17 protein-coding genes are annotated in these 18,834 nt (G+C 71.1%); 7 read left to right on the top strand and 10 right to left on the bottom strand.

The window, feature by feature from the left end:
* Position 1: 1 nt before the first annotated feature.
* A complete protein-coding gene (locus ACIRA5_RS27295) occupies positions 2–1,204 on the top strand; it encodes an amino acid deaminase/aldolase (RefSeq protein WP_403694683.1) in 1,203 nt (400 codons plus the stop codon).
* A 6-nt stretch (positions 1,205–1,210) separates the two neighbouring features.
* On the opposite strand, the gene ACIRA5_RS27290 is transcribed toward ACIRA5_RS27295, so the two are convergent.
* The 5 genes from ACIRA5_RS27290 to ACIRA5_RS27270 all read right to left on the bottom strand — a co-directional run bounded on the left by ACIRA5_RS27290 (position 1,211) and on the right by ACIRA5_RS27270 (position 7,050).
* Positions 1,211–2,068, bottom strand: coding sequence for a DUF2510 domain-containing protein (locus ACIRA5_RS27290; protein ID WP_403694681.1), 858 nt, complete (start codon positions 2,066–2,068; stop codon positions 1,211–1,213).
* Positions 2,069–2,096: 28 nt separating this feature from the next.
* Positions 2,097–3,377 carry a haloacid dehalogenase-like hydrolase gene (locus ACIRA5_RS27285; protein WP_403694678.1) on the bottom strand — a complete coding sequence of 427 codons (1,281 nt, stop codon included), beginning with the start codon at positions 3,375–3,377 and terminating at the stop codon, positions 2,097–2,099.
* Between the two features lie 24 nt (positions 3,378–3,401).
* Positions 3,402–4,172, bottom strand: a complete 771-nt coding sequence (locus ACIRA5_RS27280) for a 3-oxoacyl-ACP reductase (protein WP_099925786.1) — start codon at positions 4,170–4,172, stop codon at positions 3,402–3,404.
* Between the two features lie 116 nt (positions 4,173–4,288).
* Entirely contained in the window at positions 4,289–5,668 is a 1,380-nt protein-coding gene (locus tag ACIRA5_RS27275; protein WP_403694675.1) for an aldehyde dehydrogenase family protein, read from the bottom strand.
* Positions 5,669–5,679: 11 nt separating this feature from the next.
* Entirely contained in the window at positions 5,680–7,050 is a 1,371-nt protein-coding gene (locus ACIRA5_RS27270) for a glutamine synthetase family protein (protein ID WP_403694673.1), read from the bottom strand.
* A 77-nt stretch (positions 7,051–7,127) separates the two neighbouring features.
* On the opposite strand from ACIRA5_RS27270, the gene ACIRA5_RS27265 reads away from it, so the two are divergent.
* Both ACIRA5_RS27265 and ACIRA5_RS27260 read left to right on the top strand, forming a co-directional pair.
* On the top strand, positions 7,128–7,865 hold the full coding sequence (locus ACIRA5_RS27265; protein WP_403694670.1) for a FadR/GntR family transcriptional regulator: 738 nt from the start codon (positions 7,128–7,130) through the stop codon (positions 7,863–7,865).
* 71 nt (positions 7,866–7,936) lie between these two features.
* Positions 7,937–8,662, top strand: a complete 726-nt coding sequence (locus tag ACIRA5_RS27260; RefSeq protein ID WP_403694667.1) for a gamma-glutamyl-gamma-aminobutyrate hydrolase family protein — start codon at positions 7,937–7,939, stop codon at positions 8,660–8,662.
* Here ACIRA5_RS27260 and ACIRA5_RS27255 read toward each other — a convergent pair.
* Both ACIRA5_RS27255 and ACIRA5_RS27250 read right to left on the bottom strand, forming a co-directional pair.
* On the bottom strand, positions 8,631–9,596 hold the full coding sequence (locus ACIRA5_RS27255; RefSeq protein WP_403694664.1) for a phosphotransferase: 966 nt from the start codon (positions 9,594–9,596) through the stop codon (positions 8,631–8,633). The genes ACIRA5_RS27260 and ACIRA5_RS27255 overlap by 32 nt on opposite strands.
* 468 nt (positions 9,597–10,064) lie before the next feature.
* Positions 10,065–10,997: a LysR family transcriptional regulator gene (locus tag ACIRA5_RS27250; protein WP_352047993.1), complete on the bottom strand. Its 933-nt coding sequence runs from the start codon at positions 10,995–10,997 to the stop codon at positions 10,065–10,067.
* A gap of 97 nt (positions 10,998–11,094) precedes the next feature.
* Between ACIRA5_RS27250 and ACIRA5_RS27245 the strand changes: the two genes are divergently transcribed.
* The 4 genes from ACIRA5_RS27245 (at position 11,095) to ACIRA5_RS27230 (ending at position 15,517) form a co-directional block, all read left to right on the top strand.
* The gene (locus ACIRA5_RS27245; protein WP_403694662.1) at positions 11,095–12,225 is read left to right on the top strand and encodes a TDT family transporter; all 1,131 of its coding nucleotides are present in this window, start codon (positions 11,095–11,097) and stop codon (positions 12,223–12,225) included.
* A gap of 458 nt (positions 12,226–12,683) precedes the next feature.
* Positions 12,684–13,562 (top strand): lysostaphin resistance A-like protein, encoded by an 879-nt coding sequence (locus tag ACIRA5_RS27240; RefSeq protein ID WP_403694659.1) that lies wholly within the window; start codon positions 12,684–12,686, stop codon positions 13,560–13,562.
* A 25-nt stretch (positions 13,563–13,587) separates the two neighbouring features.
* Positions 13,588–14,820 carry a sensor histidine kinase gene (locus ACIRA5_RS27235; protein ID WP_403694656.1) on the top strand — a complete coding sequence of 411 codons (1,233 nt, stop codon included), beginning with the start codon at positions 13,588–13,590 and terminating at the stop codon, positions 14,818–14,820.
* Positions 14,821–14,824: 4 nt separating this feature from the next.
* Positions 14,825–15,517 carry a response regulator gene (locus ACIRA5_RS27230; protein ID WP_403694653.1) on the top strand — a complete coding sequence of 231 codons (693 nt, stop codon included), beginning with the start codon at positions 14,825–14,827 and terminating at the stop codon, positions 15,515–15,517.
* 677 nt (positions 15,518–16,194) lie between these two features.
* Here ACIRA5_RS27230 and ACIRA5_RS27225 read toward each other — a convergent pair.
* The 3 genes from ACIRA5_RS27225 to ACIRA5_RS27215 all read right to left on the bottom strand — a co-directional run bounded on the left by ACIRA5_RS27225 (position 16,195) and on the right by ACIRA5_RS27215 (position 18,820).
* Entirely contained in the window at positions 16,195–16,629 is a 435-nt protein-coding gene (locus ACIRA5_RS27225; RefSeq protein ID WP_403694650.1) for a hypothetical protein, read from the bottom strand.
* 405 nt (positions 16,630–17,034) lie between these two features.
* Complete coding sequence (locus ACIRA5_RS27220) at positions 17,035–17,658, bottom strand: hypothetical protein (protein WP_403694648.1); 624 nt, start codon at positions 17,656–17,658, stop codon at positions 17,035–17,037.
* A 568-nt stretch (positions 17,659–18,226) separates the two neighbouring features.
* A complete protein-coding gene (locus ACIRA5_RS27215) occupies positions 18,227–18,820 on the bottom strand; it encodes a DUF4291 domain-containing protein (RefSeq protein ID WP_403694645.1) in 594 nt (197 codons plus the stop codon).
* Positions 18,821–18,834: the final 14 nt, after the last annotated feature.

The following is an 18,834-nucleotide window of genomic DNA, read 5'->3' as shown; positions in this document are numbered from 1 at the left end:
CATGACCGCCCGCGCCGCAGACCGGGCCCGCTACGACCGGGCCACAGCTCATCTCGACGCCCCTCTCGCGATCGTGGATCTGGAGGCCTTCGACGCGAACGCGGACGATCTTGTCCGCAGGGCAGGCGGCAAGCCGATCCGGGTCGCCAGCAAGTCGGTGCGCTGCCGCGCCCTGCTCGAGCGCGTCCTGGAGCGGGACGGTTTCGCGGGGATCATGTCCTTCACCCTGGCCGAGTCGATCTGGCTGGCCCGTTCCGGCTTCGACGACATCCTGCTCGCCTACCCCTCGGCGGACACCCGGGGCTTCGCCGAGCTGACCTCCGACCCCAAGCTCGCCGCCGCCGTCACCGTCATGGTCGACGACCCCGCCCAGCTCCACCTGATCGACGAGGCCCGCCGGGACGGCACCGAAGTGGTGCGCGTCTGCCTGGAGTTGGACACCTCGCTCAAGCTGCTCGGCGGCCGGGTGCGGGTCGGGGCGCTGCGCTCGCCGCTGCACTCGCCCGCCCAGGTGGCCGACCTGGCCCGCGCCGTGGTCCGCCGGCCCGGGTTCAAGCTGGTGGGGATCATGGCGTACGAGGGGCATGTCGCGGGTGTCGGTGACGCCGTCGCGGGGCGGCCCTTGCGGTCGCGTGCGGTCAGGCTCATGCAGGCCACCGCTCGCAAGGAGCTCGCGCGGCGGCGCGCCGAGGTGGTCCGTGCCGTACGGGCCGTGGAGCCGGACCTCGAGTACGTCAACGGCGGCGGGACGGGCAGTGTGCAGCACACGGCCGCAGAGGACGCGGTCACCGAGATCGCGGCGGGCTCCGGGCTGTACGTTCCTCGGCTGTTCGACAACTACACGTCGTTCAGCGGGCGTCCGGCCGCGCTCTTCGCGCAGCCGGTGGTACGGAGGCCGGGTGTCGGGGTCGTCACGGTGCTCGGCGGCGGCTACCCGGCCTCGGGCGCCCCGGGCCCCGACCGGCTGCCGGTCCCCTACCTGCCGGAGCGTCTGCGCTACGACCCCCAGGAGGGCCCCGGCGAGGTGCAGACGCCGCTGCTCGGCGCCCCCGCGGACGACCTGCTCATCGGCGACAAGGTGTGGTTCCGGCACGCGAAGGCCGGGGAGCTGTGCGAGCGGTTCGACGCGCTGCACCTGGTCGAGGGCGACACGGTGACGGCGACCGTCCCGACGTACCGGGGAGAGGGCCACACCTTCCTGTAGCCGGGCTCACCGCGTGCCCACCGGCCGGATTCCCTCGGTGATCCGGTCCATGTCGGTGAGCGGCGGCCCGTCCGCACCCGCGTCGAACACGAAGCGGACGATGACGAGGGCCCCCGAGCCCACGCCGGAGGGGAACGCCAGCGATTCGACGTACCCCCCGGGTCCCACCCCCGTCTTCACCTGCCAGCGCACGAGGTATCCGACGCTGCCCGCGACGGCGACCGGGCTCGCCCGCAGCTGCCGGTGGGACGTGACGCCGTGGAAGGGCCGGTTGTCGAGGAGGTCACGGTCGTACGCGGTGCTCGCGGCGTCCGCGATGTCGTGCTCGGCGAGGGCCTTCGCAGACCTCTCGTCGTTCGCGGTGACGGTGCGCGAGACGACCCGCCCGTGCCGGCACAGACCGGGATCGCCCGGGCAGTCGTAGGTACCGGGGGTGGTCATCATGACGTCGTCCTCGGCGACGTCCTGGGCGCGGACCCAGCCGTCGAACAGCGGCAGGGCGATGCCGTTGAGCTCGTCCACGACGACGGACGGGTCGCCTGAGGACGGGCCGGCCGGGGAGCCGGTGGTCTCTGTGGGTGCGGCGGGCGGGGTGGGCCGTGCCGCCGCGGTGCCCCCGCCGCCCTCCCGGCCGAGCACGAAGGCACCCGTGACGATCGCGGTGACCAGGACGACTCCGGCGGTGACGAGTGCCACGGCCTTGGCACGTCCGGAGCCGCCGACGACGGGTCGCGGCGGTGCCAGGGGCATCTGGGGTGCCTCGGGTCCTCGCCGGTGGTCCGTCCAGGCGGTGCCGTCCCACCAGCGCTCGACGAGCGGGTACGAGGGGTCGCGGTACCAGCCGGGCGGAGGCGTCATGCTCATTCCGGCACTCTAGGGCGCGCCCCGAACGTCAGTACACGGGTGTTCCGTAGACGGTGTCCTTCTGGTCGGGTACGACCGAACCGTCGTCCCTGAGGACGGGTTCCGCGCCGCCGCCGGTCGCGTGGTGGGCGCTGGTCGCGCACGGGTACGGCTCGGGCCTGCGCGGCAGCGGCCCGATGAACATCGGGTTGATCACCCAGCGGCCGTCGGCGTCGTCGTACGCGCGGCACATGAGTTCGCTCTTGTTGCGGTTGAGGACGAGATGGGCTCCGGTGGCGTCCCCGACGAAGGTCACATCGGTGTCGGCGTCGCCGGCCGCGAGCACGGTGCGGTGGCGTGGGTCCTGCCGCTGCCAGGCCGCGGCGCCGTGGACGCCGTAGATCTCCTGGTTGATCCAGCAGCGCTTGCCGTCGATGTACGGGATGGCCTCGCCCCGGGTCGCCGGTACGCCGCCGCAGCCCTCGTTGCGGGTGGTGATCCGGCCGCGCCGGTCGAGGACCGACCGGATGGCGATCGTGTGCCGGGCGTCGATGCCCACCCCCCGCGACCAGACCTCGGTGACCGGCTCGGCGCCCGCGGAGACGACGTAGACGTCGAATCCGGCCCGGTGGAGCGTACGGATCAGCTCGCGCTGCTGGTCGTAGTAACGGACGTACGCCGGGACGGTGTGCGTGCCCAGGGTCCGCGTCGAGCCGAGGGGCGCGGCGAGTGCCTGCGCACGGGCGCTGCGGGCGTACGAGGTCAGCTCGGCGACGGTGCGTCCGGCGAAGAGCTGGGGCACCCAGGCGTACTGGGGGACGGTGCGCCGGTGGTTCCAGGTACCGGCGAAGGCGGCGGCGCCGCTCATGGTCCGGCCGTTCTCGCGGATCTCGAGGATCTCGTCGGCGCAGCGGGGCTCGGTCGAGGTGGGGAGGGGTGCGCCCGCGGGTGTGGTGGTGCCGCAGGCGGCGGTCAGTGCCCGGTCCGCCGCGTCCGTGAGCCACTGGCTGGTGTCCCGCCAACGCGCGGGGCGCAGGATCTTGTCGTGTCCCAGGGCCCAGGCGAGGGTGGCGTCGGTGACGTCGTTCTTGGTGACGGTGTTGTCCCAGTCGAAGGCGGCGACCGGGCGGCCCGCCGGGGAGATCGGCCCGGCGCAGGTGCCTCGCTCGTCGATCACCTGTTGCAGGTGGGCGCGGTTGTCGCCGTACCAACGCGTGGAAAGCCGCGGGCAGTCGGGACGGGTGCCGAAGGAGGCGGTCGGCGCGGCCGCCTGGGTGGCGGCCGCGACCAGGGTCCACGCGAAGGTGACACGAACGGATCGATATCGCATGGAACGTGCATACACCGGGGCGATCTACAGGGGCGTGACGTACGCGCCCGAGATCCCCCCGTCCACCAGGAAGTCGGAGGCGTTCACGAAGGAGGAGTCGTCGCTGGCGAGGAAGGCTACCGCCGCGGCGATCTCCTCGGCCTCGGCGAACCGGCCGACGGGGATGTGGACGAGCCGGCGTGCGGCCCGCTCGGGGTCCTTGGCGAACAGTTCCTGGAGCAGCGGGGTGTTGACCGGTCCCGGGCACAGGGCGTTGACGCGGATGCCCTCGCGGGCGAACTGGACGCCCAGTTCACGGGACATGGCCAGCACACCGCCCTTGGAGGCCGTGTACGAGATCTGCGAGGTGGCCGCGCCCATCCGGGCCACGAAGGACGCCGTGTTGATGATGGAGCCCTTGCCCTGGCGTCGCATGTAGGGGATCGCGGCCTTGCAGCACAGGTAGACGGACGTGAGGTTGACCTCCTGGACGCGCTTCCAGGCCTCCAGGCCGGTGTCCAGGATGGAGTCGTCGTCGGGCGGCGAGATGCCCGCGTTGTTGAAGGCGATGTCGACGGAACCGTAGGTGTCGAACGCCGTCTTGAAAAGCGCCTCGACCTGCTCGGGGTCGGTGACGTCGACCTTGACGAAGATCCCGCCGACCTCGTCGGCGGCGGCCTTGCCGCGGGCGTCGTCGACGTCGCCGCAGACGACGTGGGCGCCCTCGGAGGCGAGCCGGCGGGCGGTGGCGAGACCGATGCCGCTGCCGGCGCCGGTGATGACGGCGGTACGGCCGACGAGACGGCGGCAGATGATTCCTTCGGCGTCCGCGGCGGCTTCGGTGCCTACGGTGCCTGCGGTGGCTTCGGTGCCTGCGGTGCCTGCGGTGCCTGCGGTGCCTGCGGTGCCTGCGGTGCCTGCGGTGGCTTCGGTCACTGTGCGGGGCCCTCCGTGCTGATGAAGACGTTCTTGGTTTCGGTGAAGGCGGTGAGCGCGTCCGGGCCGAGTTCGCGGCCGATCCCCGACTGCTTGAAGCCGCCGAAGGGGGTCCAGTAGCGGACGCTGGAGTGGGAATTGACGGACAGGTTCCCGGCGCGGACGGCCTGCGAGACGCGCAGGGCGCGGCCGACGTCACGGGTCCAGATGGAGCCGGCGAGGCCGTACTCGGTGGCGTTGGCGAGCCGGATCGCGTCCGCCTCGTCCTCGAAGGGCAGGACGACGGCGACGGGGCCGAAGACCTCCTCGACGGCCACACGCGCGTGGGGCTCGACACCGGTGAGGACGGTGGGCGGGAACCAGAAGCCGGGGCCTTCGGGGGCCTTCCCGCGGATGCCCTCGGTGCTCTCCGGGACGTACGAGCGGACGCGGTCCAGCTGGACCCGGGAGATGAGCGGGCCCATGTCCGTCTTCTCGTCCGCCGGGTCGCCGACGGTCACCGCCTCGATCGCGGGGCTCAGCAGCTCCAAGAAACGGTCGTAGGCGGAGCGCTGGACGAGGATGCGGGTGCGGGCGCAGCAGTCCTGGCCCGAGTTGTCGAGGAAGGCCATCGGAGCCGCTGCGGCGGCGGCCTCGACATCCGCGTCGGCGAAGACGATGTTGGGGCTCTTGCCGCCGAGTTCGAGGGTGACGCGCTTGAGCAGGGCCGAGCCCTTCGACAACACCTGTTTGCCCACGGCCGTTGACCCGGTGAACACGATCTTCGCGACGCCGGGGTGCTCGACGAGCGCGTTGCCCGCGACCGGGCCGTGGCCGGGGAGCACCTGGAAGAGCCCCTCGGGCAGACCGGCCTCCAGAGCCAGCTCGGCCAGCCGGAGCGCCGTCAGGGGGGTCGTCTCGGCGGGCTTGAGGATGACCGCGTTCCCGGCCGCGAGCGCCGGGGCGGTGCCCCAGGCGGCGATCGGCATCGGGAAGTTCCAGGGCGCGATGACGCCCACGACGCCGAGCGGTTCGAGGATGGTCACGTCGAGGCCGCCCGGAACCGGGATCTGGCGGCCGGTGAGCCGCTCCACTCCCCCGGCCGCGTAGTCGAGCAGGTCTCGGACGTTGCCCGCCTCCCAGCGCGCGTTGCCGACCGTGTGCCCGGCCTCGCGCACCTCCAGCCGGGCGAGTTCCTCCAGGTGCCCGTCGACGGCGGCTGCGAAGCGACGCAGCAGGCGGGCGCGGTCGGCGGGCGGCAGCGCCGCCCACTTCGCCTGGGCTCGCGCGGCGCGTACGACGGCGGCGTCCACGTCGGCCGCGGTGGCGGCCGGGACGGTGGCGAGGACCTCTTCGGTGGCCGGGTTGAGTACCTGGAGATCGAGCTCGTTCGACAAGGAAGGACCTCTCACATGCGTTCGAAGGAGCGGCGCAGCTCCCAGTCGGTCACCGCGGCGTCGAAGGCCTCCAGCTCGACGCGGGCCATGTTGCGGTAGTGCGCGACCACCTCGTCGCCGAAGGCGGCCTTGGCGATGGGGCTGTTCTCCCAGAGCTCGGCGGCCTCGCGCAGCGTGGTGGGGACGTGCGCGTACTCGGCGGTGTACGCGTTGCCCGCGCACGGCTCCGGCAGCTCCAGCTTCTGCTCGATGCCGTACAGGCCGGCCGCGACGAGTCCGGCGACGGCCAGGTGCGGATTGACGTCACCGCCGGGCAGCCGGTTCTCGAAGCGCGTCGAGCGGCCGTGGCCGACGACGCGGAGCGAACAGGTGCGGTTGTCGTATCCCCAGGCGACGGCGGTCGGCGCGAAGGAGCCGGGCTGGAAGCGCTTGTAGGAGTTGATGTGGGGCGCGTAGAGGAGCGAGAAGTCACGCAGGGCCGCCAGTTGCCCGGCGAGGAAGTACCGCATGACCTCGGACATGCCGCCCGGGTCCTGCGCCGAGCCGGCCATCACGTTCGTGCCGTCCGCGTCCGTGAGCGAGAGGTGGATGTGACAGGAGTTGCCCTCGCGCTCGTTGTACTTCGCCATGAAGGTGAGCGAGACGCCCTCCTGGGAGGCGATCTCCTTGGCGCCGGTCTTGTAGATGGCGTGCTGGTCGCAGGTGACGAGGGCCTCGTCGTACTTGAAGGCGATCTCGTGCTGGCCGGGGTTGCACTCGCCCTTGGCGGACTCGACCGTCAGCCCCGCGGCCTGCATCTCGTTGCGGATGCGGCGCAGCAGCGGCTCGATGCGCCCGGTGCCGAGGACCGAGTAGTCGATGTTGTACTGATTGGCCGGGGTGAGCCCCTGGTAGCCCGCGTCCCAGGCCTGCTCGTAGGTGTCCTTGAAGACGATGAACTCGAGCTCGGTGCCGACCTGGGCGGTGTAGCCGAGTGCGGCGAGGCGGTCGAGCTGGCGGCGCAGGATCTGGCGGGGCGCGGCCACGACCGGGGAGCCGTCGTTCCAGACGAGGTCGGCGACGAGCAGGGCGGTGCCCTCGTTCCACGGCACCCGCCGTAGGGTGCTGAGATCGGGACGCATGGCGAAGTCGCCGTAGCCGCGGTCCCAGGAGGACATGGCGTACCCGTCGACCGTGTTCATCTCGGTGTCGACGGCGAGGAGATAGTTGCAGCCCTCCGTGCCGTGCTCGAGGACCTCGTCGAGGAAGAAGCGCGCGGCGAACCGCTTGCCCTGGAGCCGCCCCTGCATGTCGGGGAAGGCCAGGACGACGGTGTCGATCTCGCCGCCCGCGACGAGGGCGTGCAGCTCCTCGACGGCGAGCGGGGGTGTGCGGTCTGCCACCGGAAAAGCCTCCTTGGGTCAGCCGAGAGCCATAAGGTATTGCCGAGAACCATTGCTTGGGAAGGGGGCACGACCAGATGACGCGGGCGGAAGCCGACGGTGGTGTGGACGACCGACTGACGCCGGTGCTGCGGCCGGTGCGGGCGGGCAACGGTTTCGAGGAGGCACTGGAGCAGATCCTCCAAGTGGTCAGGCTGGGGCTGGTGCCCGGCGGCGGACGGCTGCCCGCGGAGCGGGAGCTTGCGGAGCGGCTGGGGATCAGCCGGGTCACGCTGCGCGAGGTCCTGAAGGTGCTCCAGGACCAGGGTCTCGTCGAGTCGCGGCGCGGACGGTACGGCGGCACGTTCGTGGTATCGAGGGCCGAGACCCCCGGCGAGGACGAGCTGCGGCGCCGGTTCGCCGAGGTCGACATCGAGGACGTCCTGCGTTTCCGCGAGGTGCTGGAGGTGGGTGCGGCGGGGCTGTGCGCGGCGCACGGGCTCTCCGCGGAGCAGGCGGAGCGGCTGCGCGAGGCGCTGGCCCGCACGCACGAGGCGCCGCTGGCGGACTACCGGCGCCTGGACACCCTGCTCCACCTCACCCTCGCCGAGCTGAGCGGTTCACCGTCGCTGACGGCCCAGTACGCGGCCGTCCGCGCCTCCGTCAACGACCTGCTCGACTGCATCCCCCTCCTGGTCCGCAACCTCGAGCACTCCCAGCGCCAGCACACCGCGCTGGTCGAGGCGGTGCTCGACGGGGACGCGGACGGGGCGCGGGAGATGATGCGGGAGCACTGCGCGGGGACGGCGGCGCTGCTGCGGGGCTTCCTGGCGTGAGCCCTCTGCCGGTACCGTACAAAGACTTCAAAGGTATGACTGCATTCCATTGAATCCGTAGGGAGCGCGGCGTGGGAGGTACGGACGGTGCGGGCGGCGGGGGCGGTGTGAGCGACGTGGCCAGACCGCTGATCGGCGTGAGTACGTATCTGGAGGCCGGGGCGCGCTGGGGGGTGTGGGAGCTGGAGGCCGCTCTGCTGCCGGCCGGCTATCCACGGCTCGTCCAGGCGGCGGGGGGTCTCGCCGCGATGCTGCCGCCGGACGACCCCTCCCACGCCGCGTCGACCGTCGCCCGTCTCGACGGCCTCGTGATCGCGGGCGGCCCCGATGTCGACCCCGTCCACTACGGCGCCGAGCGCTCCCCGCGGACCGGACCGCCGGCCGCCGCCCGCGACGCCTGGGAACTCGCCCTGATCGACGCCGCGTTGGCGTCCGGCACCCCGCTCCTCGGCATCTGCCGGGGCATGCAGCTCCTCAACGTCGCCCTCGGCGGCACGCTCGTCCAGCACATCGACGGGCATGTGAAGGACGTCGGGGTCTTCGGGCGGCACGAGGTGACGCCGGTGGCGGGGAGTCTGTACGGGGATGTCGTGCCGGAGACATGTGCCGTGCCGACGTATCACCACCAGGCGGTCGAACGCCTCGGAGCGGGACTGACGGTCTCGGCGCACGCGCCCGACGGAACGGTGGAGGCGATCGAACTTCCCTCTTCCCGCTGGGTGTTGGGTGTGCAGTGGCATCCCGAGATGGGCGAGGACCTGAGGGTCATGAGGGCGTTGGTGCGAGCCGCCGCCTGAGCCAGTCGAGGGCGGCGGCGCCCTGGGCGTGCTGGAAGGCGCGCAGGGTCGGCAGTCCCGGGGGCGGTGGCTGCCGGGACTGCTGGACGAAGAAGCCGGTGAGGGCCGCCAGGGTGGCGGTGACGCCTTCCGGATCGGCGTCGCGGCCCAGCGGGTGGGCGGTGAACACCTCTTCCGGGTCGGGGCCGCCCTGGGCGCGGACGCAGGGGAGCATCAGCAGCAGGTCGAACCACGCGGCGGCGCGCACGGCGTGCGGCCAGTCGACGAAGACGACCCCGCCGTCCTTCGTGAGCAGGACGTTGTCCGCACGCAGGTCGGCGTGCGCGAGGGTGTCGCCGGTGGCGAACTCGGTCCACGGGGCGGAGAGTTCGGCCAGTTCGTGCAGGTGCGCCGCGGTCCACGGGTCGAGGCGCTCACCCCCGGTGTCCCCGGAGTCGATGAGCTGCCGCCACCCCTGGAAGGCGTGGGCCAGGGACTGTGCGGCGGTCGGGGCGTCGAACGGTGCCGGCGTCAGGGCCCGGCCCAACTCCTCGACGGCGTCGAGGACGCGTCGGAACTCGTCCTCCCGCCAGGGGACATGGGGCTGACGGCCCGCCACGTCCTCGAAGACCAGGGCGACCCAGGTGCCGTCGTCGTAGGTACCGAGGAGCCTGGGGGCGGGGGTGTTCGGCGGGAGTGCGGAGGCGTTCCTCGCCTCCGTCCGGTGCAGGGAGGGGCTGTCGGGGTTCGTCTCTGCGCTGACGGCCTTCACGAACGCACGGCGGTGGTCCGTGGTGGTCACGCGGACGGCGGCGCCGGGCGAGAAGCCGCCCTCCTGCGTGACGGCCGTCCGCACCGGCGCCCCGAGCACGTCCGCGACGGCGTCCCGGAGCGTGCGCGGGAGTTCTTCCCAGGGTGTGCGCAAGCCCGCGGCGGGCGGGACGATCGGATTCATGCCCCGCATCCTGCGGGGCCCCGCCCCCGACCGCCACCGATTTCTCCTGCCCCCCGACACCGACCTGACCGGCCTCGCCCTCAAACGCCGCACGAGCCGAAGGCCTCCAGGGGCGCGGGGAACTGCGCGACCAGCCCCCACCCGCCCGCAGCCGAACGAATCCGGACCACCGGAGAATCCGAGGCGAACCCCCACCCAGCGGCGCGGGGAACTGCGCGACCGGCCCCCACCCGCCCGCAGCCGAACGAATCCGGACCACCGGAGAATCCGAGGCGAACCCCCACCCAAGGGCGCGGGGAACTGCGCGACCAGCCCCCACCCGCCCGCAGCCGAACGAATCCGGACCACCGGAGAATCCGAGGCGAACCCCCACCCAGCGGCGCGGGGAACTGCGCGACCAGCCCCCACCCGCCCGCAGCCGAGACACGCACCCGGGGGTCTGGGGGCGGAGCCCCCAGGGGTGCCGGCCTACAAGCCCCGTGTCAGCGAGAGCAGTTCCCGTGCCGGGCCCGTGGGACGGTGGCCCGTGGGCCAGACCGCCCTGAGGTCCCGGCGGAGCTGGACGTCGGACAGCGGAATGCTCACCAGGCGATGCGCCGACAGCTCCTCCCCGAGAGCCAGCTCGCTCAGGACGGCGGGCCCCGCCCCGCTCACCGCCGCCGCCTTCACCGCCGTAGTCGAGGAAAGCTCGATCAACGGCCGCGCCAACCCACCCAACGCCGCGTCGAGAACCTGCCGCGTACCCGACCCCTCCTCCCGGAGGATCAGCGGCGTCGCGGCCAGCTCCGCCCCCGCGAGCGGCGCGCGACGCCGGGCCCACGGATGCCCCGGCGCCGTCACCACGATCAGCCGGTCGTGCGCGATGACCGTCGAGTCGAGGGCGGCCGGCACGGACAGTCCCTCCACGAAGCCGAGGTCCGCCTCGCCCGCGAGGAGACGTTCCGCCACGGCCGTCGAGTTTCCGGCGAGAAGCGACACCGCCGTGTCCGGCCGCTGCGCGCGCAGCGCGAGCAGCCACCCCGGCAGCAGATACTCGGCGATGGTCATGCTCGCCGCCACCCGAAGCCGCGAGTCCCGCCGGTCCCGCAACGCCTGCGCCCCCGCGTCGAACGCCTCCGCCGCCTCCACGACCCGCCGCGCCCAGTCCGTGACCAGCGCCCCGGCGTCGGTGAGCCGCGAGCCCCGGGGCGAGCGGTCGACGAGCGCGACACCCAGTTGCCGTTCCATGGAACGGATCCGGCTGCTGGCCGCGGGCTGGGTGATCCCCAGCTCCCGCGCCGCCCGCCCGAGACTCCCCAGCCGCGCCACCGCGAGCAGCAGTTCCAGCGCCCCGAGGTCGGGCACCCGATGCGCGATCCCGACCGCGACCGGTCCCGGTTCCCCCGACCGGCCACCCTCCATCCATGATCCCTCAGTACTCACACCCATAAAGCCAGCTTATGCCCCCATAGACCCGTACTCCCTGGTGGGGACCCGGTGGGCGCGCGACCGTGGACGCATGGTCACCGCAGCCCAGCCCCTCCTGTCGCCCCCCGCCGCCGAAGTCGGACGCCCGCGCGTCACCGCCGTCCGACACCTCGGCCCGAACTGGTACGCCTCCGTCATGGGCACCGCGATCGTGGCGACGGCGGGCGCCGGACTCCCCGGCGGCGTCCCGGGCCTGCGAACCGTCTGCACAGCTGTCTGGGCCTTCTCGGCCGTCATGCTCGTGACCCTGCTCGGCGCCCGCGCCCTGCACTGGAGGCACCACCGCGACCAGGCCCGCGCCCACCTCCTGGACCCGGCCATGGCCCCCTTCTACGGCTGTCTGGCGATGGCCCTGCTGGCCGTGGGCGGCGGCGCCCTCGTCGTCGGCCGGGACTGGATCGGGACGCGGGCGGCGGTCACCGTGGACGCCGTACTGTTCACCGCCGGCACGGCCGTCGGACTCGCCGCCGCCCTGGCCATCCCGTACCTGATGGCCGTACGCCACCGCATCCGCGCCGACCAGGCCACGCCCGTCTGGCTGCTCCCCCTCGTCGCGCCCATGGTGTCGGCCGCCGTCGGACCGCTCCTCGTGCCCCACCTGCCCCCGGGCCAGCCCCGGGAGACCCTGCTTCTCGGGTGCTTCGCGCTGTTCGGGCTGAGTCTGCTGGCCACCTTCGTGATGCTGCCGCTGATCTTCGCCAGGCTCATCACCGCTGGGCCGCTGCCGCTCGCGCTCACTCCGACGCTGTTCCTCGTGCTCGGTCCGCTCGGCCAGTCCACGACCGCGGTCGGCAAGTTCGCGGACTTCGCACCGGGCGTCGTGCCGACCCCCTACGACCAGGGTTTCGGGATGCTCGCCGTCCTCTACGGCGTCCCCGTCATGGGCTTCGCACTGCTGTGGCTGGGCCTCGCCGGCGCGCTGGTGGCGCGGGCCCGCCGCGAGGGCATGGGATTCGCGATGACCTGGTGGGCGTTCACCTTCCCGGTGGGGACCTGTGTCACCGGCGCCGAGGGCCTCGCCCGGCACACCGGGCTGGTCGCGTTCGACTGGCTCGCGGTCGCCCTGTACGCGCTTCTCGTAGCCGCCTGGTGCGTGGCCACCGCCCACACCGCACGCGGCCTGCTCAGCGGCAAGCTGCTCGCAACACCTGGACGAAAGTAACCTCTTGCGCCGCGCCTCCGGCCTTCATCGCCCTCATTGGATCGGCCACGGTTTGTTCCTCGTCCGCATCCCCGCCGCCTGGAAACGGGACCACATGACATGGATCATGCAGTACCGCCGCCTGTCGCGAGACGACGAAGCACTGCCACAGAGATCGCGGACAATGATCCACCGGTACATGCCAATCGGCAGGTGCCGACCGATGAAATCCCATTCATCGTCCTTCAGTTGCACCCGTGTCATGCAGGATGCGCTACCGGATCCGATCCATGGCGCGGAACGGTCCGCCAGATTGATCACGACTTGATACCCGCCCTGGATGTGCGGGCGGGGGTGGCGCATCCCCCTTGAGAGCTACAGGGATTGTCCATGTGGGGGTGACTCGCGGATGTCGGCGGGTTCCTAGCGTGGTTGTCAGGTCGCCACCGGTGCGACCAGCATCGCGAGGGGAGGCCACGATGGGCACGACGTCCACCGCACCGCACGGCACAGGATCCGGCCCGGACGAAGAGGGCGACGGCCGGGGCGGCCGTTTGGGCCGGATCGTTCGGTCTCCGCTCGGCTGGATGGCGGCGGGCATGGTCGGTGTCGGTCTCGTCTCGGGCCTGACCGCGACGGGTCCCGGTCCGGTGCCGGCGCTGGGAGCGGCTGCCGCGGTGGCCGTGTACTGGGCGGTCATGCGTTTCGTCGCACGACGCTCCACGCCGGAGATCGCCCGGCGCGGGGCCGGCCGGGAGTTACTGCTCGGCGGCGGGATCGGTCTGGGCTTCATCCTCGTGTCCGCACTCCTGATCACGGCTCTCGGGGGCTACTCGTTCGCCTGGGCGGGCAACGGCTTCGTGTCGGTCGTGTGGTCCGCGGTCATGGTGCAGATCGGCGCCGCGGTCACCGAGGAGCTGCTGTTCCGCGGTCTCGCCCTGCAGGCCCTGGAGCAGTTGTGGGGCAGCCGGGCCGCCGTCGCGATCACCGGGCTGTTCTTCGGCGTCGCCCACCTGGGGGCTCCGGGAGCCAATGGGTGGAGCGCGGTGGCGATCGCTCTCGAGGCGGGCGCCATGCTCGGTGCCGCGTTCCTGTGGCGGCGCAGCATCTGGTTCGTCGTGGGTCTGCACTTCGCCTGGAACACTGTCGAGCAGTTGCTCGGCATCCCGGTCTCCGGACACACCCCCGAGGGCCTGTACACCGTCGACGTCGATGGTTCCGCCCTGCTGACCGGCGGCGGATTCGGTCTGGAGGCGTCGATCGTGCCCATCGTCATCAGCGTACTGATCACCGTCTCGATGGCCGTCCTCGCCCACCGGAGCGGCGGTCTGCTGCCCCGGCGGCGGGCCCGGCACTGAGACAGGCAAACTGGAGGAAACGGAAGTGAAGTCCCCTCAGGTGCTCTGGAGTCCCTCGCTGTTCCGGGTACCGCTCAGCCGGTGGAGCGAGCGGGATGCCTCCGTCAAGGACGGCGTGCTTGCCCTGGTGCTCACCCTGCTGGCCTTCGTGCCGACCCTGTCGAACATCGGAGGGCAGATCGGCGATCTGCCCGAGCGGCCGGCGAACGCACTGGGCATCGGGCTGATCCTGGCCCAGACCCTGCCGTCGGCGGCCCGCCGCCGGTGGCCCGCCGCCTGTCTGGCCGTCACCGCGGGCGCGTTCGCCGTGCACCAGGCGCTGGGCTTCGCGACGACGTTCGGGAGTGTGGGGCTGTATCTCGCCCTGTACTCCGCCGGGGCCCATCAGGTCGACCTGCGCCGCGGCGTGGCCGTCATGGCGAGTGCGGCCTACGCCGTACTGGCCGTCGTCCTGCACCACCTCGGCTCACCGCAGGGAATCCCGGACTATCTCGCGTTCTATCTGACTCTGGCCGCGATCTGGCTGGTGGGGGGTGCCGTACGCATGCGGCGAGGGGAAGAGGCGGAGCGGCGGCGGCTGGCCGCCGAGGTGGCCACGGCCGCCGAGCGGGCGCGGATCGCCCGCGAACTGCACGACGTGGTCACCCACCATGTGACGGCCATGGTGGTCCAGTCCGACGCGACGCAGTTCCTGCTCACGTCCGCGCCGGAACGGGCCGGGGAGGGACTGGTGGCCGTCAGCGACACCGGCCGTCGGGCTCTGACGGAACTGCGGTACCTGCTCGGCGTGCTGGAGGCGACCGGTGAGTCCGCGGTCGCCGACCCGGCGCGTGCGGACCGGGCCCCGGCCCTGGGACGGGTGTCCGACCTGGTCGAACAGGCCCGCAGGTCGGGTCAGCCGGTCGAGTTCGGCGAGCAGGGCGAGCGGCGGGCGCGGCCCGTGGACGTGGAACTGGTCGCGTACCGCGTGGTGCAGGAGGCGCTCACCAACGCGATGAGGCACGCGTCCGGGCAGATGACACACGTCCTGGTCCGGCACCGCGAGGAGCACGTCGAGATCAAGGTGACGACCGACGCGCCCGCCGCCTCCCCGGCGACCGTGCCGGTCCCGCGGAAGCCTGGCCCGGGGGGCGGACGAGGTCTGGCCGGATTACGTGCACGGGTGAGGATGCTCGATGGTGAACTGGAGGCCGGAGCCCGGCCCGAGGGCGGGTTCGAGGTCCGCGCGACGATTCCGTCCCAGCCCGTTCAGGAGTGACCCCGTGAGCGATGCGCCGCAACCCGTCCGTGTACTCGTCTGCGATGATCAGGCGCTGGTGCGGACCGGCTACGTCACCATCTTCTCCGCGCAGCCCGACATCGAGGTCGTCGGGGAGGCCGAGAACGGGCACGCGGCGGTGGAAGCCGCACGGCGGCTGCGGCCCGACGTGGTGGTGATGGACATCCGGATGCCCCTGCTCGACGGCATCCAGGCGACCCGGCAACTGGCCGGTCCCGATACCCGGGTCCCGCCGAAGGTGCTGGTCGTCACCACGTTCAACGTCGATGCCTACGTCTACGACGCGCTGCGGGCCGGAGCCAGCGGCTTCCTCCTCAAGGACGCGCCTCCCGCGGAGCTGGTGAACGGGATCCGTACGGTCGCCCGGGGCGAGGCCCTGCTGGCGCCCGCCGTCACCCGCCACCTCATAGGTCACTTCGCCGAACACCTGCGGCCGGCCGACACCTCCCGGCAAGCCAGGGAAGACCTCGTACGCGCGCTGACCCCCCGCGAGCTGGACGTGCTCCGGCAGATCGCGGAGGGGCTGTCGAACGCGGAGATCGCCGCGGCGCTCTTCATCACCCCCGAGACGGTCAAGACCTACGTTTCGCGGATCCTGGCCAAACTCGGCCTGCGTGACCGGGTCCAGGCGGTCGTCCTCGCCTACCGGGTCGGGCTGATCCCAGCGGCCGGCTGACTGGGGCCGACCCTGCTGCGCCCGGCCCGGGACATGCCTCGGATGCCCTCTGCCGACGCACGCCTGGACAGATTCGAACTTGCAGGTCAGCAGCGGAGGCGGGCTCTGTCCCCGTAAATACGCAGGATGCAGCCTCTGAAGCATGTCAGCGGCACACCCCCGTCCGAAGGATGCAGGGTCAGTCCCAGAGCCATCAGCGGGCGGATGGCCTCCGCGTTCAGACGTCCGTCGGGGTCGGGTCCTTGTACAGCCGCCCATGCCTCGAACAGTGTCCTGACGGTCTCCCAGCCCGGTCCGGGCACGAAATGGCACAAGGACGTCGGCTGGTCGACCCCATACTCGCGAAGCTCACCGACCCGAACGTCTCCGCGCATGAGCCACCATGTCCTCACTCTGCCTCCCCCTCTCCCCCGTTCGTCTCCGCGGAAGCACGCTACTGCCGTTCGTTCACACCCGGGCTGTGCGAATAAGTCGCTCCGCATCGGCGCAGGACAGTTGGACCGTCCCCGCAAAGGTCTGTGAACGCGCCTTGACATGGATCACCAAGCAGCGTTCACAGACTCTATGTCCTGGTTGTGTGCTGGAAGGAGTGCCGCGAGGCGGTTGGCTCGCGGCACGACCCAGTTGGACACCCGGGGGCGGGCGCCCCATCTGTGAAGCAGCGTGACCTTCAGGCGTCAGAGCTGGGGGTCGTTCCGCAGGTCAACGAATCCACCCTCGCCGTCGTCGCGGAAGGTGATGGCTTCCTTGCCGATACCGAGAGCGTCGAGCAGGACGTCGAGCGCCGCCTCGACGTCAGCCTGACTGCGGCCGACCCACACGAAGACATCGAGGCAAGGGTTGCCCTCCAGTCGGCTCAACGCGAAGTCGATCTTCTGGATGCGGAACATCGCCGCATCCACCGGGCCCAGGTCCTCCCAGCCCCGTTCGATGTTCAGCCGCAGCCGCGCGGCCAGGACATCCAGAGACGGTGACAGGCCGGCAACCAGCCGGAATGAACTCGCCGCGTACTCCCACATGCTGGCCTGGAATGCTGGGTTTCGTTTCCCGCCTTGGTACTCCGGCGCGCGTTCCCAGTCCGACTCTGGCCCAGGAACCTCGACCGCCGCCATGCGTCCTCCCCACCCCGCTGCTGAGCTGTGACGCCTCACTCTAGAAGCTCGGCTCCTGGCGTCCGGGATCTCCAACCCGGTGGACGTCGGCCCTGCGAGAGAAGGTCATCTGGCTTGACATCCGTCCCGGTGATCCTCTGCTCCCGTGTGAGGCTGGGCGATGCCGGCCCCCTTCGTCGCAGAGATGAAAGTGTCCCGCCGGAAAGGTCTGTGAACGCTGCTGACTTCAGTCGTCACGCCGCGTTCACAGACCGCATCCATGCCCTTGGTGCAGCGATACGGAAGGCTCGTCAGGGTGTTGGGGCTTCCTGGAAGAACCAGTTGGGCGCTTGGCGAACAGCGGTTGGCTCGCAAGCGGGGCCCGGTGGCGTTCCCTGCGTTGGGTGGCAGACATGCTCTGCACGGTCAGTCGAAGGCCACGACCAGGCGAACGCCGTCGTCTCCGAAGCGGCCTGCCAGGGCCTTCATCACCGCAAAGACGTGTGGCCAGTGAGTCTCATGGCCCAGTACAGCACCGACCGTCAACGGCTCGTACGTGCAAGACAGTTCGCCGGCGGTCCACTCCACGCGTCCCGTCGCCTCTCGCAGGTCGGCCGGCGGCACGCCTACGGCGGACAGGACTTCCGGAGGCCAGGTGTCGGAAACGAGATGTTGATGCGGAATCGACGGCGGCGACTTCGGGCGCCAGGTCAGTCGGCCGATGAAGTGGTCAGGCGTTGTCGTGGGGTCGATCGAGGCGAGCTCCGCCCAGCTGACCCAGCTCGCGCTGTGCAGGTCATCCGGCACGGCCGAAGGACCCAACTGCGAGCGCAGTCCGGTCGACAGATCGACGGGAAGACCACGGCCTGGTGCAAGGGGCCGGAAGCCCGCGTAGTTGCGTACTCCGAAGAGACAACCGAAGGCTGCGTAGTCGGTCTCGTCATACAGCGGCCAAAGATCCATGGCGGCCACCCACGGCTCGCCGTCGTAGTAGTCGGTACCGGTGCCGGGATGGCAAAACTCGATGCCGCCATGAATATCCGTACTCACGGCGTCGCACCCTAACAGCGCACGCCTGGACAGATTCGAACTTGCAGGTCAGCAGCGGAGGCGGGCTCTGTCCCCGTAAATACGCAGGATGCAGCCTCTGAAGCACGTCAGAGGCGCACCCCCGTCCGAAGGATGCAGGGTCAGTCCCAGAGCCATCAGAGGGCGGATGGCCTCCGCGTTCCTACTCCCGTCGGGGTCAGGTCCCTGTACAGCCGCCCACGCCCCGAACAGTGTCCCGACGGTCTCCCAGCCCGGTCCAGGCACGAAATGGCACAAGGACGTCGGCTGGTCGACCCCATACTCGCGAAGCTCACCGACCCGAACGTCTCCGCGCATGAGCCACCATGTCCTCACTCTGCCTCCCCCGTTCTTCTGCGCGGAAGCACGCTACTGCCCCCGGTTGACACTCGGGCCATGCGAATCAGTCGCTCCGCATCGGCACAGGACGGTTGGACCGTTCTCGTAAAGGTCTGTGAACGTGGGTTGACATGGATCATCAAGCCGCGTTCGCAGACCTTTGCCGCCATATGACCCGTGGGTGACGCCAGCCGTTGTGCCGGACAGCCGGTCAGGGACGCAGGTGGGCGAGTAGCTCTTCACCGGCGGGGTATCCCTGCTCCTGGGGGAGCAGGCGGGTGGCTGCGTCCAGTTCGCCGTCCCTGACGAGTGCGTGGATCTCGTTGGCGAGCGGAGTCACGTCACTGATGGACACGATCCACTCGTCCGCGTAACGCGACGATGCCTCACCCGAGAGCCCCAGTTGCAGCGAGCGGTGTGGCAGGGGACGCAGGTGCAGATCGCGTTCGGGATCCCACTGGACACGGGCCGGTGCGCGCTTGAGGTCCCGCTGCCAGGCGCCGCGATCGGAATGCAGTCCGCGGACGTAACTCGCCAGGCAGGCATGGCGCAGCGCCCACTCGAAGCCTTCGCGAGTGATCTCGACGGCGAGGACGGTCTCCTGACCCTCCTTCGTGCCCCAGCCGGAGCGATACATCATCCACATGAAACTGGGCTTGATCCACGTCATGCGGCCAGGCTTCCACGCGGTGGGAAAGCGGCCGTCTCGGATGGCGGGCAGTCCGATCTCAGGGGAGTACGCCTGGTAGACGGTGATCGTGGATGCCGTGTGGAGCGCGCGGATCCTGCCGTGCGGTTCTTCCATGGCGTACAGCGTGG

The organism is Streptomyces sp. NPDC096311, assembly GCF_044763085.1.
Taxonomy (GTDB): domain Bacteria; phylum Actinomycetota; class Actinomycetes; order Streptomycetales; family Streptomycetaceae; genus Streptomyces.
This window is presented reverse-complemented; position numbering and strand designations above follow the sequence as displayed.

What these genes read in the sequence shown, in the direction of transcription:
- ACIRA5_RS27295 (WP_403694683.1), top strand. Translation starts at nt 2, where the DNA reads ATGACCGCCCGCGCCGCAGACCGGGCCCGCTACGACCGGGCCACAGCT.
- ACIRA5_RS27290 (WP_403694681.1), bottom strand. Translation starts at nt 2,068, where the DNA reads ATGAGCATGACGCCTCCGCCCGGCTGGTACCGCGACCCCTCGTACCCG.
- ACIRA5_RS27285 (WP_403694678.1), bottom strand. Translation starts at nt 3,377, where the DNA reads ATGCGATATCGATCCGTTCGTGTCACCTTCGCGTGGACCCTGGTCGCG.
- ACIRA5_RS27265 (WP_403694670.1), top strand. Translation starts at nt 7,128, where the DNA reads ATGACGCGGGCGGAAGCCGACGGTGGTGTGGACGACCGACTGACGCCG.
- ACIRA5_RS27255 (WP_403694664.1), bottom strand. Translation starts at nt 9,596, where the DNA reads ATGAATCCGATCGTCCCGCCCGCCGCGGGCTTGCGCACACCCTGGGAA.
- ACIRA5_RS27250 (WP_352047993.1), bottom strand. Translation starts at nt 10,997, where the DNA reads ATGGAGGGTGGCCGGTCGGGGGAACCGGGACCGGTCGCGGTCGGGATC.
- ACIRA5_RS27245 (WP_403694662.1), top strand. Translation starts at nt 11,095, where the DNA reads ATGGTCACCGCAGCCCAGCCCCTCCTGTCGCCCCCCGCCGCCGAAGTC.
- ACIRA5_RS27240 (WP_403694659.1), top strand. Translation starts at nt 12,684, where the DNA reads ATGGGCACGACGTCCACCGCACCGCACGGCACAGGATCCGGCCCGGAC.
- ACIRA5_RS27225 (WP_403694650.1), bottom strand. Translation starts at nt 16,629, where the DNA reads ATGGCGGCGGTCGAGGTTCCTGGGCCAGAGTCGGACTGGGAACGCGCG.
- ACIRA5_RS27215 (WP_403694645.1), bottom strand. Translation starts at nt 18,820, where the DNA reads ATGGAAGAACCGCACGGCAGGATCCGCGCGCTCCACACGGCATCCACG.